The organism is Pseudolactococcus laudensis (assembly GCF_013449735.1).
Taxonomy (GTDB): domain Bacteria; phylum Bacillota; class Bacilli; order Lactobacillales; family Streptococcaceae; genus Pseudolactococcus; species Pseudolactococcus laudensis.
In genome coordinates this window covers 47,811-70,661 of sequence record NZ_JACBNY010000004.1, presented here as the reverse complement: position 1 = coordinate 70,661, position 22,851 = coordinate 47,811, and the positions used below count along the sequence as shown (strand labels likewise).

Sequence of the window (22,851 nt, the reverse complement as noted above, 5' to 3'; positions counted from 1 at the left end):
GAGGTCAGATGCTAGAATTAAAAAATATTACTAAAAAATTTGGTGACAAAGTGATTTTTGATGGTTTTGATTTGACTATCACAAGTGGCGAAGTTGTCGCCATTGCCGGTCCTTCAGGTGGCGGTAAAACAACCTTGTTAAGAATGCTTGCCGGTCTTGAAACGATAGATGCTGGACAAGTTATTTTTGACGGTGAGACAGTTGAGCTAGACGCACTGATTACTCGAAATCTACTAGGATTCGTTTTTCAAGATTTTCAGCTTTTTCCACATATGACAGTATTAGAGAATCTTATTCTCTCACCTATGAAAACCATGCAAGTCTCAAAAGATATAGCAATTGCTAAAGCTGAGGAACTTTTGAGTAACTTGGAAGTTATCGAGCAAAAAAATGCCTATCCCTTTAGTTTATCAGGTGGGCAAAAGCAACGGGTTGCACTAGCTCGTGCCATGATGATTGATCCTAAAATTATCGGCTATGATGAACCAACCTCAGCTCTTGACCCTGCCTTGCGAGATCAAGTAGCCAATCTCATTTTGGAAAATAAAAAATTGGGCATGACACAAATCGTTGTCACCCACGATATGGATTTTGCCGAGAAAATCGCGGATACTATCATCAAGGTTAATGCTAAATTAGACTGATTTCAGTTAAATAAATTTTAGGAGAAATGACGTAAATGAACTTGAAAAAACTTTTAGGGATGGTAGCTGTTTTAACAGCTTTTGTAACATTAGCGGCTTGCACTCAAAAGACTGAAAAAGATAGCTGGCCTGAGATTCAAAAGAAAAAAGAAGTCGTGATTGGTTTTGATAATACGTTTGTTCCGATGGGATTCAAAGATGAAAACGGGAAAAATGTTGGTTTTGATATTGATCTCGCCAATGCTGTTTTTAAAAAATATGATGTCAAAGTTAAGATGCAGCCGATTGATTGGGATATGAAGGAAACTGAGCTAAAAAATGGCTCAATTGATCTTATCTGGAATGGTTATTCCGTGACTAAAGAACGTGAGAAAAAAGTTCTATTTACCAATCCTTACATGAAAAATGAACAAGTACTCGTGACTAAAAAATCAAGTAAAATTGACGATGTTGCAGGTATGAAAAACAAAGCTCTAGGTGCTCAACAAGGGTCTTCAGGCTATGATGCCTTTACCAAACAACCTAAGATTCTTATGGACATTGTCAAAGACAATGATGCGACGCTATACGATGATTTTAACTCAGCTTTACTAGACTTAAAAGCTGACCGCATTGACGGCTTGTTGATTGATAATGTTTACGCGAATTATTATCTGACTAAAAATGGTGAGATTAAGGACTATAATATCCTGTCAACTGGTTATGATTCGGAAAATTTTGCAGTTGGCGCACGCAAATCAGATAAAGAATTAGTTGATAGTATCAACAAAGCTTTTAAAGAACTGCACGCGGACGGTGAATTCCAGAAAATCTCTGAAAAATGGTTCTCTGAAGATGTTTATCCAGGAAAATAAAAAATAACTAAAAAAAACTTCTCTTACTTAACGTATAAAGTTAATAAGAGGAGTTTTTTTATTGTTGCGTTTATCATGAGAAATTGTTAAACTTTAGGTAATCATATCCATGCTATCGCTATATCACAAGCTATGAGCGAGTTACAAATCAAAAAAGGAAACTAAAAGGGACGGTCTATGAAAAAAATGTTGGTGCTATTAACGATGGTAGTCATGACTTTTGGTGTGACAGTTGCTCATGCTGAGGCGAACTATGTCAAAGATGATGCGGGAGTCTTAAATCAATCACAAGTTCAAAATTTGAATGAGATGTTGAACGTGCTTGTGATGAGTCAAACAAAATCTGGTGAAATGGCGCATCTGGAGTATGCCATTATGACGGTTGAATCGCTCAAAGGGGATGATGTTGAAGATTATGCGCGCGATATTTTCAATAAAAAACAGATAGGTGACAGTCAGCATAATTTAGGGGTTCTGTTTCTCATTTCGATTAAAGATCATGAGTATCGCATTCAATTAGGAGATGGCTGGGAAAAGACTAAATATGTCAATGAAGACAACATCAAAAAATGGGTTTATACGGATAATGTGACAAGGATGCTACGTTCAAACAATTATGGTGAAGCGATTGAGACGATAACAGAGAACATGATTGCGCTTGTAGGTCAGGATGTTGTATTACCACAGTCACAAGAGGCATTTGCTAAATCATTAGGTGTTCGAATTGCCAAGTCAGAGGCAGCGCATGCCAAGCGTTTAGCAAATTTGAAAACATTTGGTCTAGGAACAGTTATCGCCTTATTAGGCGGTGGCATCAGTTTTTTTAGTGTAAACAGTTGGCGGAAATTTGCCAAAAAACGCTACCTTAAAAAGCACCGTGCCTTAGTCTTATCAATTTTAGAGTTAGAACTTGGTTTTTACGCTGAGAAAGAACGCTTATATATTTCAGATGAAAGTTTAGCAGATGCTTTTAATGAAACAAAATTACCCCCAACGATTGAAAATGTTCAGATGTTCCTTGACAATTTTAAATGGCATGATGCTTTGATCAAGCAAGGGGATGCACAATATAAGGAAGACCGTAAGCCTCGTGAACAAGAGGAGATGGCGCTTAGAATCACGAAAAAGAAACCTAGCAGACGTTATCATGATTTTAATGACATGAATGATAGTTTCAGACACGATAGATTCTGGCGCGGTTATTATTATGGTACTTTGCTCTATCCAGTAGCTGCACCTCAAACGGCTTTTGCTGATCATGATAACTCCGATTCAAATTCTGGTAATGATACTTGGACTGGATTTGGTGGCGGTGGTGGGTTCTCATCAGGTGGTGGTGCCTCTGGCAGTTGGTAAGGCAATTGAAATAAGCTAGGAATTATCTAACAATTCAAAATTTTTCTGCTTTTTCCTTGACAAGTGTCTTATAAAACGATAAACTATAATAAAAATAAGAAAGGTTCTACGGTTGATTGAATGAAAACGTCAAACACAAACTTGCGATTGTTGGTGAAGGGCACACGCTAAGAGATTACTCTTACTGTTGTGTCCTGTTTGGCGTTCATTCATCAAGTAGGACAGGTTCAGCGTCTTGCTTAATAAGTGAGACGCTTTTCTTTTACCAACTATTATTAGACAATTTAATTTAATTTCGGTTCCTTGGTGTTAGGAAAATAGATAAAAGGACGCACGAACGTTGTTCGTTTACGCCTTTTCCTAATTCACTCCTGCGATTACTTGTCGCGGAAAAGAATTCTACACACCAAAACAGTCGCCTCAACATCTTAAATAATTGAGTTTCGGCTCCTTGGTGTTAGGAAAATAGATAAAAGTACGCACGAACGTTGTTCGTTTACGCCTTTTCCTAATTCACTCCTGCGATTACTCGTCGCGGAAAAGAATTCTACACACCAAAGCAGTCGCCTCAACATCTTAAATAAGGAGAATATTATGCGTAAAATAGAATTTTTAGACACTAGCCTTCGGGATGGGGAACAAACACCAGGCGTCAACTTTTCAATTAAAGAAAAAGTTGCCATTGCCAAACAACTTGAAAAATGGGGCATCTCAGCCATTGAAGCAGGTTTTCCTGCAGCTAGTCCTGACTCATTTGAAGCAGTCAAACAAATCGCGGATACCTTAACGAAAACGTCAGTGACAGGTCTGGCTCGGGCTGTCAAATCAGATATTGATGCAGCTTATGATGCCTTGAAAAATGCCAAATATCCACAGATTCATGTTTTTATCGCGACAAGTCCAGTCCATATGCAGTATAAACTTAAAAAGACACCGGATGAAGTTATTGCATCAATCACGGAACATGTAACGTATGCTAGAAGTCTCGTTGATATTGTTGAATTTTCACCAGAAGATGCGACGCGGACGGAGAAAGACTTCCTCCTCAAAGCAGTTCAAGCAGCGGTGAATGCGGGGGCAACCTACATCAATATCCCCGATACAGTCGGCTACACAACACCGACGGAATATTATGAGACCTTCAAATTCTTGATTGAAAATGTCACATCTGATCGAGACATCATCTTCACCCCCCATTGTCACGATGACCTTGGAATGGCGACAGCCAATACTTTGGCAGCAATCAAAGGTGGCGCGGGTCGTGTCGAAGGTACGATCAATGGGATCGGAGAGCGAGCAGGTAACGTAGCATTAGAAGAAGTTGCGGTTGCACTTAAAATTCGGGAGGATTACTACCAAGCATCATCAGATATTGTCCTTAGTGAAACTTTTGCAACATCTGAAATGGTTTCGCGTTTTTCAGGGATTCCAGTTCCGAAAAATAAGGCAGTTATTGGTGGTAACGCTTTTGCACACGAGTCTGGTATTCATCAAGACGGCGTTCTTAAAAATCCTGAAACCTATGAAATCATCACCCCTGAACTGGTTGGGGTTAAGAAAAACTCTCTGCCATTGGGTAAACTGTCAGGTCGTCATGCTTTTGTGACGAAACTTCAGGATCTTGGCTTTGACGAGGTAACAGAAGATGATATGAAAGAGCTCTTTTCTAAATTTAAGGTTCTGGCTGACAAGAAACATGAGATCACTGATGCTGATATTCGTGCATTAGTCGCTGGAACGACAGTAGAAAATCCAGAAGGTTTCCAATTTGATAACCTGTTCATCAGTTCTAATGATGATGGCACACAAACGGTGACCATTAGCTTGAAAAATGAAGGGGAAGAAATTATCGAAACAACTGCTAATGGTAGTGGCTCGGTAGAGGCAACCTTCAATGCTATCGATCAATTCTTCAATCAGTCTGTTAAACTCGATAGTTATAATATTATCGCAGTAACTGAAGGGATTGATGCTCAGGCAGAAGTGCATGTTACTGTTGAAAATAATGACACGGGCACAATCTTCAATGCTAATGGACTTGATTTTGATGTCTTACGGGCGAGTGCTATCGCCTATGCTAATGCCAACACTTTGGTTCAACGTGAAAATGCAGGGATTATTACTAGAAAAATTTCTGAAAAAGCAAATCCAGAAGACTAAGATAGTGTAAGCTAAGTCTCCTTATAGGTAGAAAGAATGAAAAGAAACATGACAAAAAAAATTGTAACCTTAGCAGGTGATGGGATTGGACCAGAAATCATGGCAGCGGGTCTGGAAGTTTTAGCAGCTGTTGCACCGAAAATTAATTTTGACTATACAGTAGATGCGCAACACTTTGGCGGTGCGGCCATTGATGTTGAAGGACATCCATTGCCAGAAGCAACCTTAGCGACTGCAAAAGAGGCTGATGCGATTCTCTTAGCAGCCATTGGTGGCCCACAATACAATGAAGCAGCAGTTCGACCAGAGCAAGGCTTGCTCGCCCTACGTAAAGCATTAGGTCTGTTTGCCAATATCAGACCCGTACAAATTTTTGAAGCCCTCAAACACTTGTCACCCCTTAAACCAGAAATTATTGAAGGGGTTGACTTTGTGGTTGTCCGTGAGTTGACTGGTGGTATCTACTTCGGTGAACATACCTTGAATGACCGTAGTGCGCGTGACATTAATGACTACACATATGAAGAAATTGAGCGAATTATCAAGATTGCTTTTGAGATTGCGCGTGGTCGTGGTAAGAAAGTGACCTCAGTTGATAAACAAAACGTGCTTGCGACTTCGAAACTCTGGCGTATCGTCGCTGAGGATGTCGCAAAAGAGTATCCAGATGTGATTCTTGAGCATGCACTTGTTGACAGCCTTGCTATGAAAATGATTACTAATCCTAGCGATTTTGACGTCATTGTCACAGAAAACCTATTTGGCGACATCTTATCAGATGAATCAAGCGTGCTCCCAGGTACTTTAGGCGTTATGCCCTCTGCCTCTCATGCGGCTAATGGTCCCAGTCTTTATGAACCGATCCACGGCTCAGCGCCTGATATAGCGGGGTTAGGCATTGCTAATCCAATCTCTATGATTTTGTCAGTGGCTATGATGTTACGTGAAAGTTTTGAAGCAACAGCTGGGGCTCAGTACATTGAAAATGCAGTCAATAAAACATTACTAGAAGGTGTTTTAACAAAAGATTTGGGCGGCACAGCGAGTTTATCAGAAATGACAGCAGCGATTATTGCTAATTTATGATGATAAAAAATGTTTTAATAGGCTTACTTATTCTTTGGAATTTGGTGGTTTTCGGGCTCTATACTGAAGACAAACGTCGTGCCAAGCGTGGGCTCTGGCGAATTAGCGAAAAGACTTTGTTATTCTCATCCTTCATGTTTGGGGGTATCGGAGCTATTATTTCAGCACACATTTGCCACCATAAAACGAGAAAATGGTATTTCCAAGTCGTTTGGTGGTTAGGTGTGATACTGGATATTTTGGTCATCGTGTTCATCTTAAAAAAGTAAATGATGTTGCGTTAGTTAAATAGAAGGAAGTATTTTATGGGAAAAACAATTTTTGATAAACTTTGGGAGCGTCATGTGATTACGGGTGAAGTTGGTGAACCACAACTGCTTTATGTGGATTTCCACATGATTCATGAAGTCACTAGCCCACAAGCTTTTCAAGGCTTGCGTGATGCTGGTCGGAAAGTTCGTCGTCCGGATTTAACTTTTGGGACAACTGACCATAATGTACCGACGGTTGATATTTTTAATATCTCAGATTTGATTTCGAAAAATCAAATTGATACGTTAGCGCGTAATGTCGAAGAATTCGGGATTGATGCTGCGACGCATGGGTCATCTCGTCAAGGGATTGTTCACATGGTGGGACCTGAGACTGGAAATTCACAACCTGGTAAGGTTGTTGTTTGTGGTGACTCTCACACAGCGACAAACGGGGCTTTTGGAGCTATTGCTTTTGGGATTGGCACAAGTGAAGTTGAGCATGTTTTTGCGACACAAACACTTTGGCAAGTGAAACCAAAACAGATGAAAGTTAACTTTGTTGGCAAACCTGCTAACGGGGTTTATTCTAAGGATTTTATCCTAGCCTTGATTGCTAAGCATGGGGTTGATGCTGGCGTTGGTTATGCTGTTGAATATACAGGTGAGGCGATTGCGGCACTTGAAATGGAAGAACGCATGACGATTTGTAATATGGCCATTGAATTTGGCTCAAAAATTGGGCTCATGAATCCAGACCAAAAAACGTATGATTATGTGACTGGTCGTGATTTCGCACCGAAAGATATGGCTGCAGCAATTGCAGACTGGCAAACTTTGCCGTCTGATGAGGATGCCGTCTATGATAAAGTTATCACGATTGATGTCTCAAAACTTGCGCCTATGGTAACTTGGGGAACTAACCCGGAAATGGGGATTGAATTTACAGAAACGTTCCCAGAAATCAAAGACTTCAATGATGAACGTGCTTATCAATATATGGATTTAACACCAGGCGGTAAGCCAAGTGATATTGACCTAGGTTATGTCTTTATCGGATCTTGTACTAATGCCCGTCTCAGTGACTTACAACTGGCTGCTGAGATCGTCAAAGGTCACAAAATTTCTGATAAGCTGACAGCTATTGTCGTGCCAGGCAGCCGCCCAGTAAAAAAAGCGGCGGAAGCACTCGGTTTGGATAAAATCTTTATAGATGCTGGCTTTGAATGGCGTGAGCCTGGTTGTTCGATGTGTCTGGGTATGAACCCTGACCATTTGCCAGAAGGCGTTCATTGTGCGTCAACGTCCAACCGTAACTTTGAGGGACGTCAAGGCCATGGCGCGCGGACACACCTTTGTAGTCCGGTCATGGCAGCTCTAGCTGCTATCAATGGCAAATTTGTAGACGCACGGGAGGTGCTTGCCTAATGGAAAAATTTACAGTTTATAAAGGCACAACCGTGCCACTGATGAATGATAATATTGATACCGACCAAATCATTCCCAAACAGTTTTTGAAGGCAACAGATAAAACAGGTTTTGGTAAAAATATGTTTTTTGAATGGCGTTATCTGAGTGATGGTGAGGCAGAAAACCCTGACTTTATCCTCAATCATCCGGAATATCGTCAGGCAACGATTTTGATTTCAGGGGATAACTTTGGCTCTGGATCATCTCGTGAACACGCGGCTTGGGCGATTAAGGATTATGGTTTTCGCGCAGTAATTGCTGGTTCGTTTTCCGATATTCACTATAATAATGAGCTAAAAAATGGGATTCTCCCTATTGTGCAACCTATAGAAACTCGTGAAATTCTAGCAGCTTTATCGCCAGATGAAACGATTGAGATTGATTTGCCTCATCAAGTCATCAAAACATCAAAAGGTGATTTTACTTTTGACATTGATGCGGAATGGAAGCGAAAACTTGTCAATGGCCTTGATGATATTGGCATTACGTTACAATATGAAGAACTAATTACCGCTTATGAGAAGCAAAGACCAGCCTATTGGCAATAAAATGACCAACTAAACTCTTTATCTTTTGATAGAGAGTTTTTGTTATTTTTTTTGATATTTTTCTAATAAAAAAACATAGCAAGATAAACTTAAAATGTAAAACACATCCGACAAAACCTTGCTACTATTGCGATTAAGGGTATTATTTTTTTCGATTAAAATAAAAAAAGTAATAGAAAAGTGGCAAAAAAGTGATATAATAAACCTATACAAAAAAATGTAAGCGCTTGCCAAATTTCTGTTTGAGAAACTTGGTAAGTTGACGGGTCATTAGTTGATAATCATGAAGGGAGTAACAGTAGTGATTGAAAGAAAAATTGTTCAAGCTGATTTTGTTGAAACAGAAAGTCAAAAAGAAGAATTTGAAATGGCGCTATCACGATTAGGAAGCCAACGAGGGGCACAGATGCCCTTATTGCAGGAAACGCAACGGATTTATGGCTATCTACCAAAAGAATTGTTAGAACGAATGGCAAAGGCTTTAGATGTGCCATTAGAAGAACTCTACAGCACTGCAACATTCTATTCGCAATTTTCTTTTGTAGCAAAAGGAGAGTATACGATTAGCATCTGTATGGGAACGGCTTGTTACGTTAAAGGTGCTGGTGATATTTTGGATGATTTATCCACACTATTAGCTATTAAGTCTGGCGAAACGACAGAAGACAAAAAATTTACTTTGGAGTCTTGTCGTTGCATAGGTGCTTGTGGTTTGGCGCCTGTACTAAAAGTTAATGAAGAAGTTTATGGCCGATTAAACAAAAAGAAAAGTGAAAAGGTTCTTGCGACTTACCAAAAGGAAGCGTCGGGTGTTTAAAGTTCAGTTTCAGGTTAAGTTTCAAGATTTCACGGAGTGGAATCGCAGAAAGGAGTGAGTAGGTTTGATCAAAAATTGGAAGCAATTAACTGATTTACGAAATGTCAATCGGCAATCTGTCGCTATGCGGATGGAAGAAGCGGGTGATCACCCGTTTGATTTTGAGATCATGGTCTGTGCAGGGACGGGATGCCTTTCTTCAAAAAGTGATGATTTTGTCGCAGCTGTAAAAGAAGAGCTAGCTAAAAATGACATGACGGATAAGGTTAATGTTGTTCGGACGGGGTGTTTTGGACTTTGTGCGCAAGGACCGATTGTTATCGTCTATCCAGATGGTGTTTTTTATCATCAAGTTAAACCAAAAGATGCCAAGAAAATTGTGAATCAGCATTTGATAAAGGGTGAGTATGTTGAAAAGCTCTTATATCATGATCATAAAACAAAAGAAGTTGTCAATAAGCTAATGGATACACCGTTTTATCATAAACAAAAACGGGTAGCGCTTGATAACTGTGGTCGAATTGATCCAGAAAAAATCTCAGATTATATCGCTTTTGATGGCTATCAAGCCTTAGCTAAAGTTGTCAACGATTATACGGCAGACGATATCATCAAAATTTTAGAAACTTCAGGATTGCGTGGCCGTGGTGGTGGAGGCTTTCCAACTTTTCGAAAATGGGCATTTGCTAAGGCGAGTGTTTCAGATCAGAAATATGTCATTTGTAATGCAGATGAAGGAGATCCAGGCGCTTTTATGGATCGTTCTGTTTTAGAAGGAAATCCGCATGCTGTTCTTGAAGCAATGGCGATTGCAGGCTTTACAATTGGTGCCAATCAAGGCTATATTTATGTTCGTGCAGAATATCCCACCGCTGTTGAACGCTTAGAGATTGCAATTGAACAAGCTCGAGCATTAGGTCTACTTGGTCAAAATATATTTGGCACAGGCTTTGATTTTGATATTGATTTACGTTTAGGCGCGGGTGCCTTTGTCTGTGGTGAAGAAACAGCCCTTCTTGAAAGTATTGAAGGACGTCGAGGGGAGCCACGACCAAAACCACCATTTCCTGCAGTAAAAGGCTTGTTTGGCCAACCGACGATTGTCAATAATGTCGAAACTTATGCTAATATTCCGAAAATCATTCTTGAGGGTCCGGAATGGTTTGCAAGTATGGGGACTGAAAAATCCAAGGGAACCAAAGTTTTTGCACTTGGTGGCAAAATTGAAAATACAGGATTGGTTGAAATTCCATTAGGCACCACATTAAGAGAAATCGTTGAAGATATCGGTGGCGGTATTCCAGATGGTAAGCAATTTAAGGCAGCACAAACAGGTGGGCCATCTGGTGGTTGTATTCCGATGCAACATTACGATATTCCAATTGACTATGATAATTTGATTGAAATCGGCTCGATGATGGGCTCTGGTGGTTTGATTGTCATGGACGAGGGCAACTGTATGGTTGATATTGCCAAGTTCTTCCTTGAATTTACAGTTGAGGAAAGCTGTGGCAAATGTGTGCCTTGTCGTATTGGTACCAAACGTTTACTGGAAATACTTGACAAGATTACCATGGGTAAAGCGGCACTAGAAGATTTAGATAAAATGGAAGAGCTTTGTGACCATATCAAAGGCAATTCCTTGTGTGGTTTAGGACAAACTGCACCAAATCCAGTCCTGTCAACTCTACGTTATTTCCGGGATGAGTATGTCGCACATGTTGTAGACAAACGGTGTCCGGCAGGTGTTTGTAAGAATCTCATTCGCTATGAGATTCAACCTGATTAATGTACAGGTTGTACAGCTTGCGCTAGAAATTGTCCGGTAGCGGCGATAAATGGCGAGGTCAAAAAAGTGCATGAAATTGACCAAGAAATCTGTATTAAATGTGGCGTATGTTATGACACTTGTCGCTTTGATTCGATTAACATTGTCTAGAAGGAGTTGTTGAAATCATGGCCTGCCCTGGTGGTTGTGTCAATGGTGGCGGACAACCCGTACAGCCCGGTTCTGTTAGGAATTTCGTGGATTTGCAGTCCAAGCGCGCACAAGCACTCTATGTTGAGGACCGTGGAAAAGGCTTGCGCCGTTCGCACGAAAATCCTGTCCTACAAAGGATTTATCAAGAATTTCTTGAAAAACCAGGTAGTCATAAAGCACATCATATCTTGCATACGAGTTTTCAAAATCCTAATCTTATAGAAGAATAGGCAATCTCGTCAAGCAAGTATCACTTAATATTTTGGAGGAAAAAAGATGTCAGATTTTGAAAAAACATTAGCGTTGATTAAAAATGGAGAATTGACAAAATTAGAACTGCAACAACTCAGTATGGCTATCCAGTCTAGAATTTTAAGTAAACCTTCTGTGCAAGCAGATATTAGTGTCTAAGTAATCTAAATAGAAAGAGGTAAAAGATAGTTTCAAGACATGTGAGCTATCGAATAATTATGAGTAAAAAAGCCTTAACGCTTACCCAAACAGCCGTTTTATTAGCTCTGATTGTCGTTGTTGAGTATTTAATGGTGGGACCCCAGTATATTCTAATTAAAGGGTCAATTGTTAATTTAATTTTAGTAGTTGCAACTCTTTTAGTTGGTTTGCCAGCGGGCATATTAATCAGTATTTTTACCCCACTGCTAGCAGTCGTAACAGGACATCTGGCAATGCCAGTTTTAGCTCCTGTTGTGGCGGTTGGTAATCTTGTTTTTGTTATCTTGTGGTGGCTGATTGTTCGCCATGTCAAGGTAGTACAGTCTTTGATTAGCTATGTTGTAGCTACGATTGTCTCATCACTTGCAAAATTTGCTTTTCTATATTTAGCTGTTGCTTGGTATATCTTACCTGTCATGCTAAAAGGCATTGTAGCCAAAAAACCACAAATCAAAGTTGCCTTACTTGCGCAATTTGGCATGCCCCAGTTAATCACTGCAGTGATTGGTGGTGTAATTGCCATGCTTATCTTGCCGCGTTTGGTCAAAGCTATCCAATCAATAGAAAAAAATTAAATCTATAAACACATCAAACAACATGAACACATTTTTGAAAGAATAAGAAAGGTCGTAAAACACATGACAGTTGTAAAAATCGTATTTTCAAGCACAACAGGAAACACTGAGGCATTGCAGAAATTTTAGAGGAAGAATTCCAAGCACTAGATGCTGAAGTAGAGGTTATCGATGCAGACGATGATGTAGACGAAGACGTCTTTGAAGATGCAGATGTTTGTGTGGTTGCCACCTACACTGATGGAGACGGAGAAATACCATTTAACTTGCAAGAATTTTATGAAGAACTACCAGAGATTGATTTATCAGGTAAAGTATTTGGCGTTGTAGGTAGTGGTGATAGTGAACTTTATCCAGATGCGTTTTGCCAAGCAGCGATTGATTTTGAAAAAGCTTTTGAAGCAACTGGTGCAACAAAAGGGGCAGACACGGTGAAAATTGAAAATGCCGCTGAGGATGATGACATTGATACTTTAAAAGCTTTTGTTGCTGCCTTACTGTAAACGATGAATTTGAAGAGTTAAGCGTCTTAAACTTTTTGACAAATCAAAGCCGATTAATCAAAATCTCGCGCATTGGCGTAAGCCTTATGTAGGGGTAAAATATATCAAGTATAAGGATTGATGCCTTTGAGGTATCGGTTTGAGCGCTTAAAAGAGGTGAAAATAAATGAAAAAAACCAAAACAATGGATGGGAACGCTGCTGCGGCATATATTTCTTATGCGTTTACAGAAGTTGCTGCAATTTATCCAATTACGCCAAGTTCGACAATGGCAGAATATGTGGATGAGTGGGCTGAGCAAGGACAAGAAAATATCTTTGGTGAGCCTGTTCGCGTGATTGAAATGCAAAGTGAGGGTGGTGCAGCAGGTACTGTCCATGGCTCTTTAAAAACAGGTGTGTTGACATCGGCTTATACGGCCAGTCAAGGTCTGCTTTTGATGATTCCTAATATGTTCAAAATTGCAGGTGAGTTATTGCCGAGCGTCTTTCATGTGGCGGCGCGTGCTGTGACAACAAATGCGCTTAGTATTTTTGGTGACCATAGCGATGTGATGGCAGCGCGTCAAACAGGTTTTTGTATGCTGGCAGAGGCGAGTGTTCAAGAAGTAATGGATTTATCAGCTGTCGCGCATTTGGCAAGTATCGAAGGTAAGTTGCCTTTCATGAACTTCTTTGATGGGTTTAGAACCAGCCATGAGTTGCAAAAAATTGAAGTTCTAGATTACGAAGATTTGAAGGCGATGGTGGATTGGGAGGCACTTGCTGATTTCCGAGCGCAAGGGATGAATCCAAATCATCCGAGTATTTCAGGGACGGCACAAAATCCGGATATCTATTTCCAACAACGTGAAACGGTTAATCAATTTTATGACCGGATGCCTGCAATTGTTCAAAAATATATGCAACAAATCAATGATTTGCGTGGTACGTCTTATGACTTGACTGATTATTATGGTGACCCAGAAGCGACAGAAGTTATCATTTCAATGGGTTCAGTTTCACCGACTATCCAACAAACAGTTGATTATTTGAACAAACAAGGTCGCAAGGTTGGGCATATTAATATCCATTTGTATCGCCCGTTTCCTGCAGAAAACTTGCTTGACAAATTACCAAAAACGGTGAAAACTGTTGCTGTTTTGGACCGGACGAAAGAACCTGGTTCAGATGGTGAGCTACTCTTACTAGATGTACAAAGTGTCCTCTATCGTCATGAAAATCGTCCGATTGTTATTGGTGGTCGTTATGGTATCGCCTCAAAAGACATCACACCAGACCAGATTGTAGCCGTTTATGACCATATGTTAGTGCCAGCTGAACAGATGAAACTACGCTTTACGGTCGGTATTGTAGACGATGTGACGAACTTGTCATTGCCAATGGGAGAAATCCTTGACTTAACACCAGATAGTACTTTCCAAGCTAAATTCTGGGGCCTTGGCTCAGACGGTACCGTTGGTGCCAATAAACAAGCCATTAAAATTATTGGTAACAACACCGATTATTATGCACAAGCCTATTTTGCTTATGATTCTAAGAAATCAGGTGGCTTGACAATTTCTCATATCCGTTTTGGACAAGAACCGATTTTATCGACTTACAATGTGGACCGTAGCGACTTTATCGGCTGTCATAACAGCGCCTATCTGCATAAGTATGACTTGATTAAAGGGCTTAAAGACGGCGGTACTTTCCTCTTAAATACTGTTTGGGACGAAGAAAAAGTCAAACAACATTTGCCAATACGACTGAAACGTTATTTGGGCGAACACAATATCAAGTTCTATACAATCAATGCCGCAGGAATTGCGCAAAAGTTAGGCTTGCAGGGTCGAATTAATACGATTATGTCAGCAGCTTTCTTTGAACTGTCGACCATTATGGACAGAGACACATTTTTGCCGCTGATGTGAGATGAAATCAAGGCTGCTTACGGCAAAAAAAAACAATGAAAATTGTTGAGATTAACTGGCAGGCGATTGACGCAACATTTGATGCCCTAACTCAGGTCGAAGTACCCGCTGAATGGGCAACGCTTGAATTGCCAGAAGAAAAAGCTGATACAGCAACAAAACCAAGTTATATCACAAATATTTTGGAGCCAATCAACCGTCAAGAAGGTAACGATTTATCAGTTGGCGATTTGATTGACAACGGTATGTTAGGTGGCTTTATGCCAATGGGAACATCTGCTTATGAAAAACGTGGTGTCGCCTTAGAAGTACCTGAATGGTCAGTTGATAAATGTACCATGTGTAACGAATGTGCCTTCATTTGTCCGCACGCTGCGATTCGTCCGTTCCTAGCTGATGAGGCAGAACTTAATGAAGCACCGGAAGGCTTTATTACACGAGAAATGCGTGGCGCAGATGGCTTACAATATCGGATTCAGGTGTCACTTGAGGACTGTACTGGTTGTGGACTCTGTGTTGAAGTGTGTCCAGCTAAAGAAAAAGCCTTGGCATTGAAGCCTTACGATGCACAAAAAGAACAAGCTATTAACTGGGCATTTGCCATGACCTTGAGTCAAAAAATCAATCCTGTCAAGAAATTCTCAGTTAAGGGCTCTCAGTTTGAAAAACCATTGCTTGAGTTCTCAGGGGCTTGTAGTGGGTGTGGTGAGACGCCTTATGTCAAGCTGTTAACGCAGCTTTATGGGGATCGCATGATGATTGCGAATACGACAGGGTGTTCGTCTATTTGGGGAGCCTCTTCGCCAGCGACACCTTATACGACAAATGACGCAGGGCAAGGTCCGGCATGGAGTAACTCGCTTTTTGAGGATAATGCTGAATATGGTTTAGGGATGCATGTTGCGAATCAAATTAAGCGAGATCGATTAGCCAATAAAGTGACTGCAGCGCTTGCAGCAGAGCTTGGGTCAGATGATACAAAAGCTTTGCTAACAGATTGGTTGACTAATAAAGACGAGGGTGAAGGTAGCCGGCAACGTGCGAGCAAACTCGCTGCTGCCTTGAAAACTGAAACAAATGAAGGATTACAAGCTATCTTAGCTGATGAAGATATGCTAGTGAAACCAAGTCAATGGATTATCGGTGGCGATGGCTGGGCTTATGATATTGGTTATGCAGGGATTGATCATCTGCTTGCGACGAATGAAGACGTCAATATCCTAGTCATGGATAATGAGCTTTATGCCAATACTGGTGGTCAAATGTCTAAAGCCACACCAACTTCTGCGATTGCTAAATTTGCAGCTGGTGGTAAGAAGACTAAGAAAAAAGATTTGGGCATGATGGCGATTGCTTACAACGATGTTTATGTGGCGCAAATTGCCATTGAAGCCAATCCAATGCAAGCCATTAAAGCGATTCAAGAAGCAGAAAACTATCCTGGTCCTTCTTTAATTATCGGCTACACACCTTGTATTAATCATGGTTTACGTGGTGGCATGAGTCAAACCATTAAGGAATCAAAAGATGCTGTTGAGTCTGGCTATTGGCAACTTTATCGCTATGATCCACGCCTAGCTGCTAAAGGTAAAGATCCGATGCGAATTGATTACAAAAAAGCTGACTTCAGCAAAATGTCAGATTTCCTTGAGCAACAAACACGTTTCTCTGCTTTACGTAGCGTTAAGAAAGATGAACAAGAAGTTCAAGATATGTTACATCATACAGTCGAAGCAATGACGGAGCGAAGTGAGAATTATAACCGTCTCGCAGCTTATAAAAAAAGTAAAGTTTAATGCTTGTTAACTATCTTGGTTATTGATAATCGAAAATCGCCTAAATTGGCGATTTTTTTATGGTATAATAGAAGAACGACTACTAGAAAAACGAGAAAAATATGCAATTCACAGATTTTAATTTTAAACCATTTATTAACGACACTTTAGAAAGCATTCGCTTTAAAACGGCGACACCAGTCCAAGAAAAGTTGATGCCAATTGCGCTTGAAGGGCGTGATATTGTTGGCGAATCTAAAACAGGTTCTGGTAAAACACATACATTTTTACTCCCAATTTTCCAAAAATTAGATACAACGATTGATGGCGTCCAAGCTGTTATTACAGCACCCTCACGTGAGCTTGCAACGCAGATTTACAATGCAGCGCAAGAATTTACAAAGTTTGATGACAGTATCCGCATTTCAAACTTTGTGGGTGGTACGGATAAAAAACGTCAGATTGAAAAGTTATCTGGTAATCAGCCTCATATCGTCATTGGTACGCCAGGTCGTATTTTAGACTTGATTAATGCGCAAGCTTTGAAAACTTATACGGCGAAAATTTTCGTTATTGATGAAGCAGACATGACTTTGGACATGGGATTTTTAAACGAAGTGGACCAAATCGCAGGTACTTTTGACAAAAAGGTGCAGATGCTTGTGTTCTCAGCAACCATTCCGCAAAAGCTCCAACCTTTCCTAAAAAAATATCTCAATAATCCAGTCATGGAAAAAATCGCAACCAAAACGGTAATTAGCGACACTATCGACAACTGGTTGATTTCGACTAAGGGGCGTGGTAATAATAGCGCGATTCTTGAAGTACTACAAACGCTTAATCCGTATTTGGCGATGATTTTTGCCAATACCAAGGATAGAGCCGATGAGATTCATAGCTTTTTAGCCAACAATGGCTTTAAAGTTGCGAAGATTCATGGGGGCGTGCCGCCACGTGAGCGCAAGCGGATTATGAAGGCAGTGCAAAATCTCGACTATCAATATGTTGTGGCGACAGATTTGGCAGCGCGTGGGATTGACATTGAAGGTGTCAGTCATATTATTAATGATGGGATTCCTCGTGATTTGGAATTCTTCGTTCATCGTGTTGGTCGGACTGGTCGTAATGGGATGACTGGGACAGCGATTACGCTTTACCAACCGTCTGATGATGCTGCTATTCATGAACTTGAAAAAACAGGTATCAAATTCACACCAAAAGTCATCAAAAATGGTGAGATTACAGATTCTTACGATCGCGATCGTCGTGAAAAGCGTGAAAAATCTAAAGAAGCTCTTGATATTACCATGATCGGGCTTGTGAAGAAGAAAAAGAAAAAAATCAAACCTGCCTACAAGAAAAAAATCGGCTGGGAAATTGATAAGCAAAAGAAAGCTAAGAAACGAATTGAAGGTCGTGCGCAAGGTCGTGCTGAGCGGAAATCTAAGCGTCAATCTTTCTAAGCAACTATTGAAAATGTCTGACCGACTATCAAAGGTCAGGCATTTTTTATATTTGTGCAAATTGTATAGTAGTCATGTGCAATCTGTTTATCAAAAAATGAAAGCGGTTACGGTATAATGAGTTATCAAATAAAAAGAGGTAAATACAATGACAACCCTTAAATTAGAACACGTAGACAAAGTATATCCTAATGCCAAAATCAAAGCGGTAGAAGATTTTAATTTAGATGTTAAAGATAAAGAATTCATCGTTTTCGTAGGACCTTCAGGTTGTGGTAAATCAACAACACTTCGGATGATCGCAGGTCTTGAAGATATCACAAGTGGTGAATTCACGATTGATGGCGTGCGCATGAATGATGTGGCACCTAAAGACCGTGACATCGCTATGGTCTTCCAAAACTACGCCCTCTACCCACACATGACTGTATTTGACAACATGGCCTTTGGTTTGAAATTGCGCAAATACAAAAAAGATGAAATCAAAAAACGTGTTGAAGAAGCGGCTGCTATTCTTGGCTTGACAGAGCTCTTAGATCGTAAACCAGCTGATATGTCTGGTGGTCAACGCCAACGTGTGGCAATGGGACGTGCCATTGTCCGTGATGCTAAAGTCTTCCTTATGGATGAACCTTTGTCAAACTTGGATGCCAAACTCCGTGTATCAATGCGTGCTGAAATTGCGAAAATTCACCGTCGTATCGGAGCAACAACAATTTACGTAACCCATGACCAAACAGAAGCGATGACACTTGCGGATCGTATCGTTATCATGAGTGCATCTAAAAGTGCTGATGGCACAACTGGTCGTATTGAGCAAATTGGTGCGCCTAAAGAACTCTATAACGAACCTGCTAACAAATTTGTCGCTGGCTTTATCGGTAGTCCAGCTATGAACTTCTTTGAAGTAAATGTTGACGGTGCGAGCATGACAAATGGTGCTGGTCTTGATATTGCTATTCCAGAAGGTCAACAAAAAGTCCTTAAAAATGCTGGCTATGACAAGAAAAAAGTTTGGTTTGGTATTCGTCCAGAAGATATCTCCGCAGACGGTCTTGTTCAAGAAGTCTTTCCAAATCAAAATGTTAAAGCTGAAGTTGTTGTTTCTGAATTGCTTGGTGCTGAAACAATGCTTTATTCTAAAATTGGTGATACTGAATTTGTTTCAAAAGTGGATGCGCGTGACTTCCGTCAACCAGGTGATGAAGTTGATTTGACATTCAATGTCAATAAAGGACACTTCTTTGACTTTGACACTGAGCAACGCATTGTCGGCTAAAGCAATAGACTGAAAAAACGTCAATGACGTTTTTTTGTTACATTTTATTTTTCTCTCAAGGTGTAAAGGCTAGTTAATCGATATTTGGCACTAAAACACATTTTTTTGATAAAATAGTCTTATGAAAAAATTTTTATTCAGTTTATTTTGTATCCTATCCGTAATTGTCTTATCTTCTTGCCACAAAGCTGTTAAATCTGAACAACATGGCACAGCAACATTAATCGTCAAATACGATAATGCAACAGTTAAGACTTATCAAGATATACCTATTCAGACTGATGAAACAGTATTAGAGTTACTGCAATTAAAGACAAGAGTAACCCTAAAATCAGGTATCATTACAGAAATTGATGGCATTACTCAAATTGAGTCAGCTAATCTTTATTGGCTCTTTAAAGTCAACGGTAAGCTCGCAGACAAGGGAGTCGCAGAAACCAAAGTGAAGGCAGGCAGTAAAATTGAATTTTATCTGGGAGAATTTAAATAAAGGACTAGAATATTGTGATATAATAAAAGATATTACTATTTTCAGAAAGTAGAGTCTTATGAGTTTTAATTTTATCGATAAATTCCTGCCTTATTTTAATGACGGCTTGATTGTTACCCTGATGATTTCGGCTTTTGTTGTCGCAATCGGTACCGTACTTGGGACACTGATTGCCTTAGCAAAGTTATCAAAGATACGCATTTTACGCTGGTTGGCTAATGTTTACATCGAAGTTTTTCGAGGAACACCGATGTTGGTCCAAATTATGATTGGGTTCCAAATTCTTGGAAAAATGCCACTGCCAGAGTTTCAATTGGGTATTTTGACTGAAGATTTATCACGTTTGGTACCAGGGATTATCGTTTTGTCAATGAACTCAGGTGCTTATGTTGCTGAAATCGTTCGTAGTGGAATTAATGCTGTACCTAAAGGACAGACAGAAGCAGCTTACTCGCTCGGTATCCGACCGCATCAAACAATGATGAAGGTTATCCTACCACAAGCAATTCGTAATATCTTACCTGCCTTAGGTAATGAATTTGTGACCATTATCAAAGATAGCTCGCTTTTGGCAACGATTGGTGTTATGGAACTCTTCAATGGTGCGCAAACAACAAGTTCAACAACTTATCAAAGTTTGTCACCTTGGTTATTAGTTGCGGGCTATTATTTTGTGGTAACCTTTATCACAAGTCGACTCATCAATCTACTTGAGAAAAAACTTGGGAAAGGATACGCAAAATGAGCACACATAATTTGATTGAAATTAAAGATCTGCATAAATATTTCGGTAAAAATGAAGTGTTGAAAGGTTTGGATATCCAGATTAAAAGAGGCGAAGTTGTTGTCATGATTGGCCCTTCTGGGTCTGGTAAATCAACTTTTCTTCGGACTATGAATTTACTTGAAACGCCAACTAAAGGTGATATTTATTTTGAAGGCACAAATATTGCTGATAAGTCAGTTGATGTCTTTAAACATCGCGAAAAAATGGGCATGGTATTCCAACAGTTTAACCTTTTTCCAAATATGACCGTGCTTGATAATCTAACTTTGGCACCAATGACAACTGGTAAACTATCAAAAGAAGAGGCAGTTGAAGTTGCGATTGAGTTATTAGCTAAGGTTGGGCTGTCTGAAAAAGCTGATGCTTATCCTCAAAGTTTATCAGGGGGACAACAACAACGGGTAGCGATTGCTCGGGCACTAGCTATGAACCCTGACGTTATGCTATTTGATGAGCCTACATCTGCTCTCGATCCTGAAATGGTTGGGGATGTCTTAAATGTCATGCAAGATTTGGCAAAAGACGGGATGACTATGGTTATTGTGACGCATGAGATGGGCTTTGCTAAAGAAGTTGCGGATCGTGTGATCTTTATGGCGGATGGCAAAATTGTCGAGAGTGGTACGCCAAACGAGTTGTTTGATCATCCTAAAGAGCCACGGACTCAGGAATTTTTGGCACAGATTTTATAAGATTGATAGAGCATCGCAATCACTCAAAAGCGCTATTTTTAGCGCTTTTATGGTATAATAGATGTTCAGGGAATCTGAAGTAGATGAGTTCCCTGAAACGAAATGTGAGGTTAGTACGATGGAATATAAACAAATCAATGATAAAACAATAAAAATTTCCCTGACTTTTGAAGATTTAAAGGCGCACGATATTAAAATGAGTGATTTCTTGGTCAATCAAGGAATGGTCGAAAAGTTATTCTATGAGTTGGTTAGCGAATTAGAAATTGAAGATAAGTTTGCCAATACTGGGATGATGACTTTTCAAGTTCGCCCTCATCCACAAGGTGTGGATTTGCTAGTGACGGAAGAAGTCAACATGGAGAACATGCAATTTCCTGAAGGCTCAGAGGGCTTACAAGAAATGATGGATGAGGCCATGGAACAGATGGGTGATATGGCAAATCTCATGGATAGCATGTCAAGTAAACCAAATTTTGATGTGATGGATGACCATGCAGACTTTGTCTACTTTATCCTTAAATTCAATAAAATATCAGATGCGGTGAAACTGAGCCAGGCTGTAATTGATGATGTAGAAGAGTCTGAACTTTTCCAATTTCAAGATAATTTTTACCTGACTATTCTTGATAATCAAAAACGTAAAGGTTTTAAAGAAGTGAGTCTACTACGCGCTAGAATGTTGGAATATGGTGAGCCGTCTGATTTTTCACGCGAGGCATTACTGGAGCATGCTAAGACGATTTTCCGTGAGGAAGCACTTGAAAGTCTGCAACAGATTTGAAGTTAAATCAAGAAAAATTAATAACGAGAAATCGTTATTTTTTTGTTTGCATCTTAAAACAAGCCGATTATAAAAAAACTGAAAAATTCATACTATTTGGGTTATAATAGATTTAATCAGAATGAAAAGGGGAAATAGGGATTCGTTATCGTGTGATTATATTTGATTTGGATGATACAGTATTAGATTTTAAAGCTGGCGAAAAAAAGGGACTAGAGACGGTTTTCAAACACTTTGATACGGTGGGTGTGAACTATGAGGCCTGGGTGATAGCCTATACAGACGTTAATAAGCGTATTTGGCAAGCGATAGAAAAAGGGGCTGAGCCGCAGCCGCTTTTGAATCAAAGGTTCTCAGAAACTTTCGCTGTTTTTAATCAAGACATTGATGGTGTAGCGGCAGAAGTAATTTATCGTCAGGTTTTGGATGCTAACGATGCCATTATAACAGGTGCTGATAAGGTGTTAGAAACATTGCACCAAAAGGGCTATAAATTAGTAGTTGGTACAAATGGTAAGACGGCAACGCAGTACCAACGCTTGAAATTGACGGGTTTTCATCGGTATTTTGAGCATGTTGTTATTTCACAAGAGATTGGTCATGCAAAGCCGAGTCAGGCCTTTTTTGAACACATTTTAGCACTATATCCAGAGCAACCCAAATCGGCATTTTTAATGGTTGGTGACACACTAGCAACTGATATTTTAGGTGCTAATCAGGCTAATATTGCGAGTGTCTGGTTAGAGCAATCAAAACAGCAAAGACTTGCGCGTGCATATGAGCCAACATATAGCATAGCAAGTCTATCGGAACTTCCGTCTGTCCTAGCAAATTAAGCATTTTTAGTGAAGTAGGGCTGATATGCAATGTGTTAAGATACGAGAATGGACGACAAGGCAAATGGTATCTTGTCGTTTTTTGATAGGCTTGAATTAGAAAATCGACTTTAAATGAAATTCTAGTAGACC

At 39.9% G+C, this 22,851-nt stretch carries 20 protein-coding genes and 3 pseudogenes; all 23 read left to right on the top strand.

Annotated elements, in window-relative coordinates; translation table 11 throughout:
- Positions 1–8 precede the first annotated feature (8 nt).
- Positions 9–644: an amino acid ABC transporter ATP-binding protein gene (locus HZR21_RS03800; protein ID WP_180746519.1), complete on the top strand. Its 636-nt coding sequence runs from the start codon at positions 9–11 to the stop codon at positions 642–644.
- 35 nt (positions 645–679) lie between these two features.
- Entirely contained in the window at positions 680–1,498 is an 819-nt protein-coding gene (locus HZR21_RS03795) for an amino acid ABC transporter substrate-binding protein (protein WP_180746518.1), read from the top strand.
- Positions 1,499–1,675: 177 nt separating this feature from the next.
- Entirely contained in the window at positions 1,676–2,854 is a 1,179-nt protein-coding gene (locus tag HZR21_RS03790; protein WP_180746517.1) for a TPM domain-containing protein, read from the top strand.
- Positions 2,855–3,448: 594 nt separating this feature from the next.
- A complete protein-coding gene (locus HZR21_RS03785; protein WP_180746516.1) occupies positions 3,449–5,014 on the top strand; it encodes a 2-isopropylmalate synthase in 1,566 nt (521 codons plus the stop codon).
- A 48-nt stretch (positions 5,015–5,062) separates the two neighbouring features.
- Positions 5,063–6,100, top strand: a complete 1,038-nt coding sequence (gene leuB / locus HZR21_RS03780; RefSeq protein ID WP_180746515.1) for a 3-isopropylmalate dehydrogenase — start codon at positions 5,063–5,065, stop codon at positions 6,098–6,100.
- Positions 6,097–6,369 (top strand): DUF1294 domain-containing protein, encoded by a 273-nt coding sequence (locus HZR21_RS03775; protein WP_374940018.1) that lies wholly within the window; start codon positions 6,097–6,099, stop codon positions 6,367–6,369. The genes leuB and HZR21_RS03775 overlap by 4 nt, the downstream gene beginning before the upstream one ends.
- A 36-nt stretch (positions 6,370–6,405) precedes the next feature.
- Complete coding sequence (gene leuC, locus HZR21_RS03770; RefSeq protein WP_180746514.1) at positions 6,406–7,779, top strand: 3-isopropylmalate dehydratase large subunit; 1,374 nt, start codon at positions 6,406–6,408, stop codon at positions 7,777–7,779.
- Positions 7,779–8,369 (top strand): 3-isopropylmalate dehydratase small subunit, encoded by a 591-nt coding sequence (leuD, locus tag HZR21_RS03765; protein ID WP_180746513.1) that lies wholly within the window; start codon positions 7,779–7,781, stop codon positions 8,367–8,369. The genes leuC and leuD overlap by 1 nt, the downstream gene beginning before the upstream one ends.
- A 301-nt stretch (positions 8,370–8,670) precedes the next feature.
- Positions 8,671–9,186, top strand: a complete 516-nt coding sequence (locus HZR21_RS03760; protein WP_310592548.1) for an NADH-quinone oxidoreductase subunit NuoE family protein — start codon at positions 8,671–8,673, stop codon at positions 9,184–9,186.
- Between the two features lie 64 nt (positions 9,187–9,250).
- On the top strand, positions 9,251–10,975 hold the full coding sequence (locus HZR21_RS03755; protein WP_281366878.1) for an NADH-ubiquinone oxidoreductase-F iron-sulfur binding region domain-containing protein: 1,725 nt from the start codon (positions 9,251–9,253) through the stop codon (positions 10,973–10,975).
- A gap of 12 nt (positions 10,976–10,987) precedes the next feature.
- Positions 10,988–11,125 (top strand): annotated as a pseudogene (locus HZR21_RS12135) (4Fe-4S binding protein); the annotation flags it as partial.
- 17 nt (positions 11,126–11,142) lie between these two features.
- Entirely contained in the window at positions 11,143–11,397 is a 255-nt protein-coding gene (locus tag HZR21_RS03750; RefSeq protein WP_180746511.1) for an iron hydrogenase small subunit, read from the top strand.
- Positions 11,398–11,443: 46 nt separating this feature from the next.
- Entirely contained in the window at positions 11,444–11,578 is a 135-nt protein-coding gene (locus HZR21_RS11885; RefSeq protein ID WP_259276382.1) for a hypothetical protein, read from the top strand.
- A gap of 59 nt (positions 11,579–11,637) precedes the next feature.
- Positions 11,638–12,195 carry an ECF transporter S component gene (locus tag HZR21_RS03745; RefSeq protein WP_180746510.1) on the top strand — a complete coding sequence of 186 codons (558 nt, stop codon included), beginning with the start codon at positions 11,638–11,640 and terminating at the stop codon, positions 12,193–12,195.
- 63 nt (positions 12,196–12,258) lie between these two features.
- Positions 12,259–12,698: pseudogene (locus HZR21_RS03740) on the top strand (flavodoxin).
- A 166-nt stretch (positions 12,699–12,864) separates the two neighbouring features.
- Positions 12,865–16,409 (top strand): annotated as a pseudogene (nifJ, locus tag HZR21_RS03735) (pyruvate:ferredoxin (flavodoxin) oxidoreductase).
- A 101-nt stretch (positions 16,410–16,510) separates the two neighbouring features.
- Positions 16,511–17,851 (top strand): DEAD/DEAH box helicase, encoded by a 1,341-nt coding sequence (locus tag HZR21_RS03730; protein WP_180746509.1) that lies wholly within the window; start codon positions 16,511–16,513, stop codon positions 17,849–17,851.
- A gap of 148 nt (positions 17,852–17,999) precedes the next feature.
- The gene (locus HZR21_RS03725) at positions 18,000–19,130 is read left to right on the top strand and encodes an ABC transporter ATP-binding protein (protein WP_180746507.1); all 1,131 of its coding nucleotides are present in this window, start codon (positions 18,000–18,002) and stop codon (positions 19,128–19,130) included.
- Positions 19,131–19,251: 121 nt separating this feature from the next.
- Positions 19,252–19,620, top strand: coding sequence for a DUF4430 domain-containing protein (locus HZR21_RS03720; protein WP_180746505.1), 369 nt, complete (start codon positions 19,252–19,254; stop codon positions 19,618–19,620).
- Positions 19,621–19,678: 58 nt separating this feature from the next.
- Complete coding sequence (locus tag HZR21_RS03715) at positions 19,679–20,365, top strand: amino acid ABC transporter permease (RefSeq protein ID WP_180746503.1); 687 nt, start codon at positions 19,679–19,681, stop codon at positions 20,363–20,365.
- Positions 20,362–21,099, top strand: coding sequence for an amino acid ABC transporter ATP-binding protein (locus tag HZR21_RS03710; RefSeq protein WP_180746501.1), 738 nt, complete (start codon positions 20,362–20,364; stop codon positions 21,097–21,099). The genes HZR21_RS03715 and HZR21_RS03710 overlap by 4 nt, the downstream gene beginning before the upstream one ends.
- A gap of 118 nt (positions 21,100–21,217) precedes the next feature.
- Positions 21,218–21,883: an adaptor protein MecA gene (locus HZR21_RS03705; protein WP_003138664.1), complete on the top strand. Its 666-nt coding sequence runs from the start codon at positions 21,218–21,220 to the stop codon at positions 21,881–21,883.
- A 152-nt stretch (positions 21,884–22,035) separates the two neighbouring features.
- Complete coding sequence (locus HZR21_RS03700; protein WP_310592549.1) at positions 22,036–22,719, top strand: YjjG family noncanonical pyrimidine nucleotidase; 684 nt, start codon at positions 22,036–22,038, stop codon at positions 22,717–22,719.
- Positions 22,720–22,851: the final 132 nt, after the last annotated feature.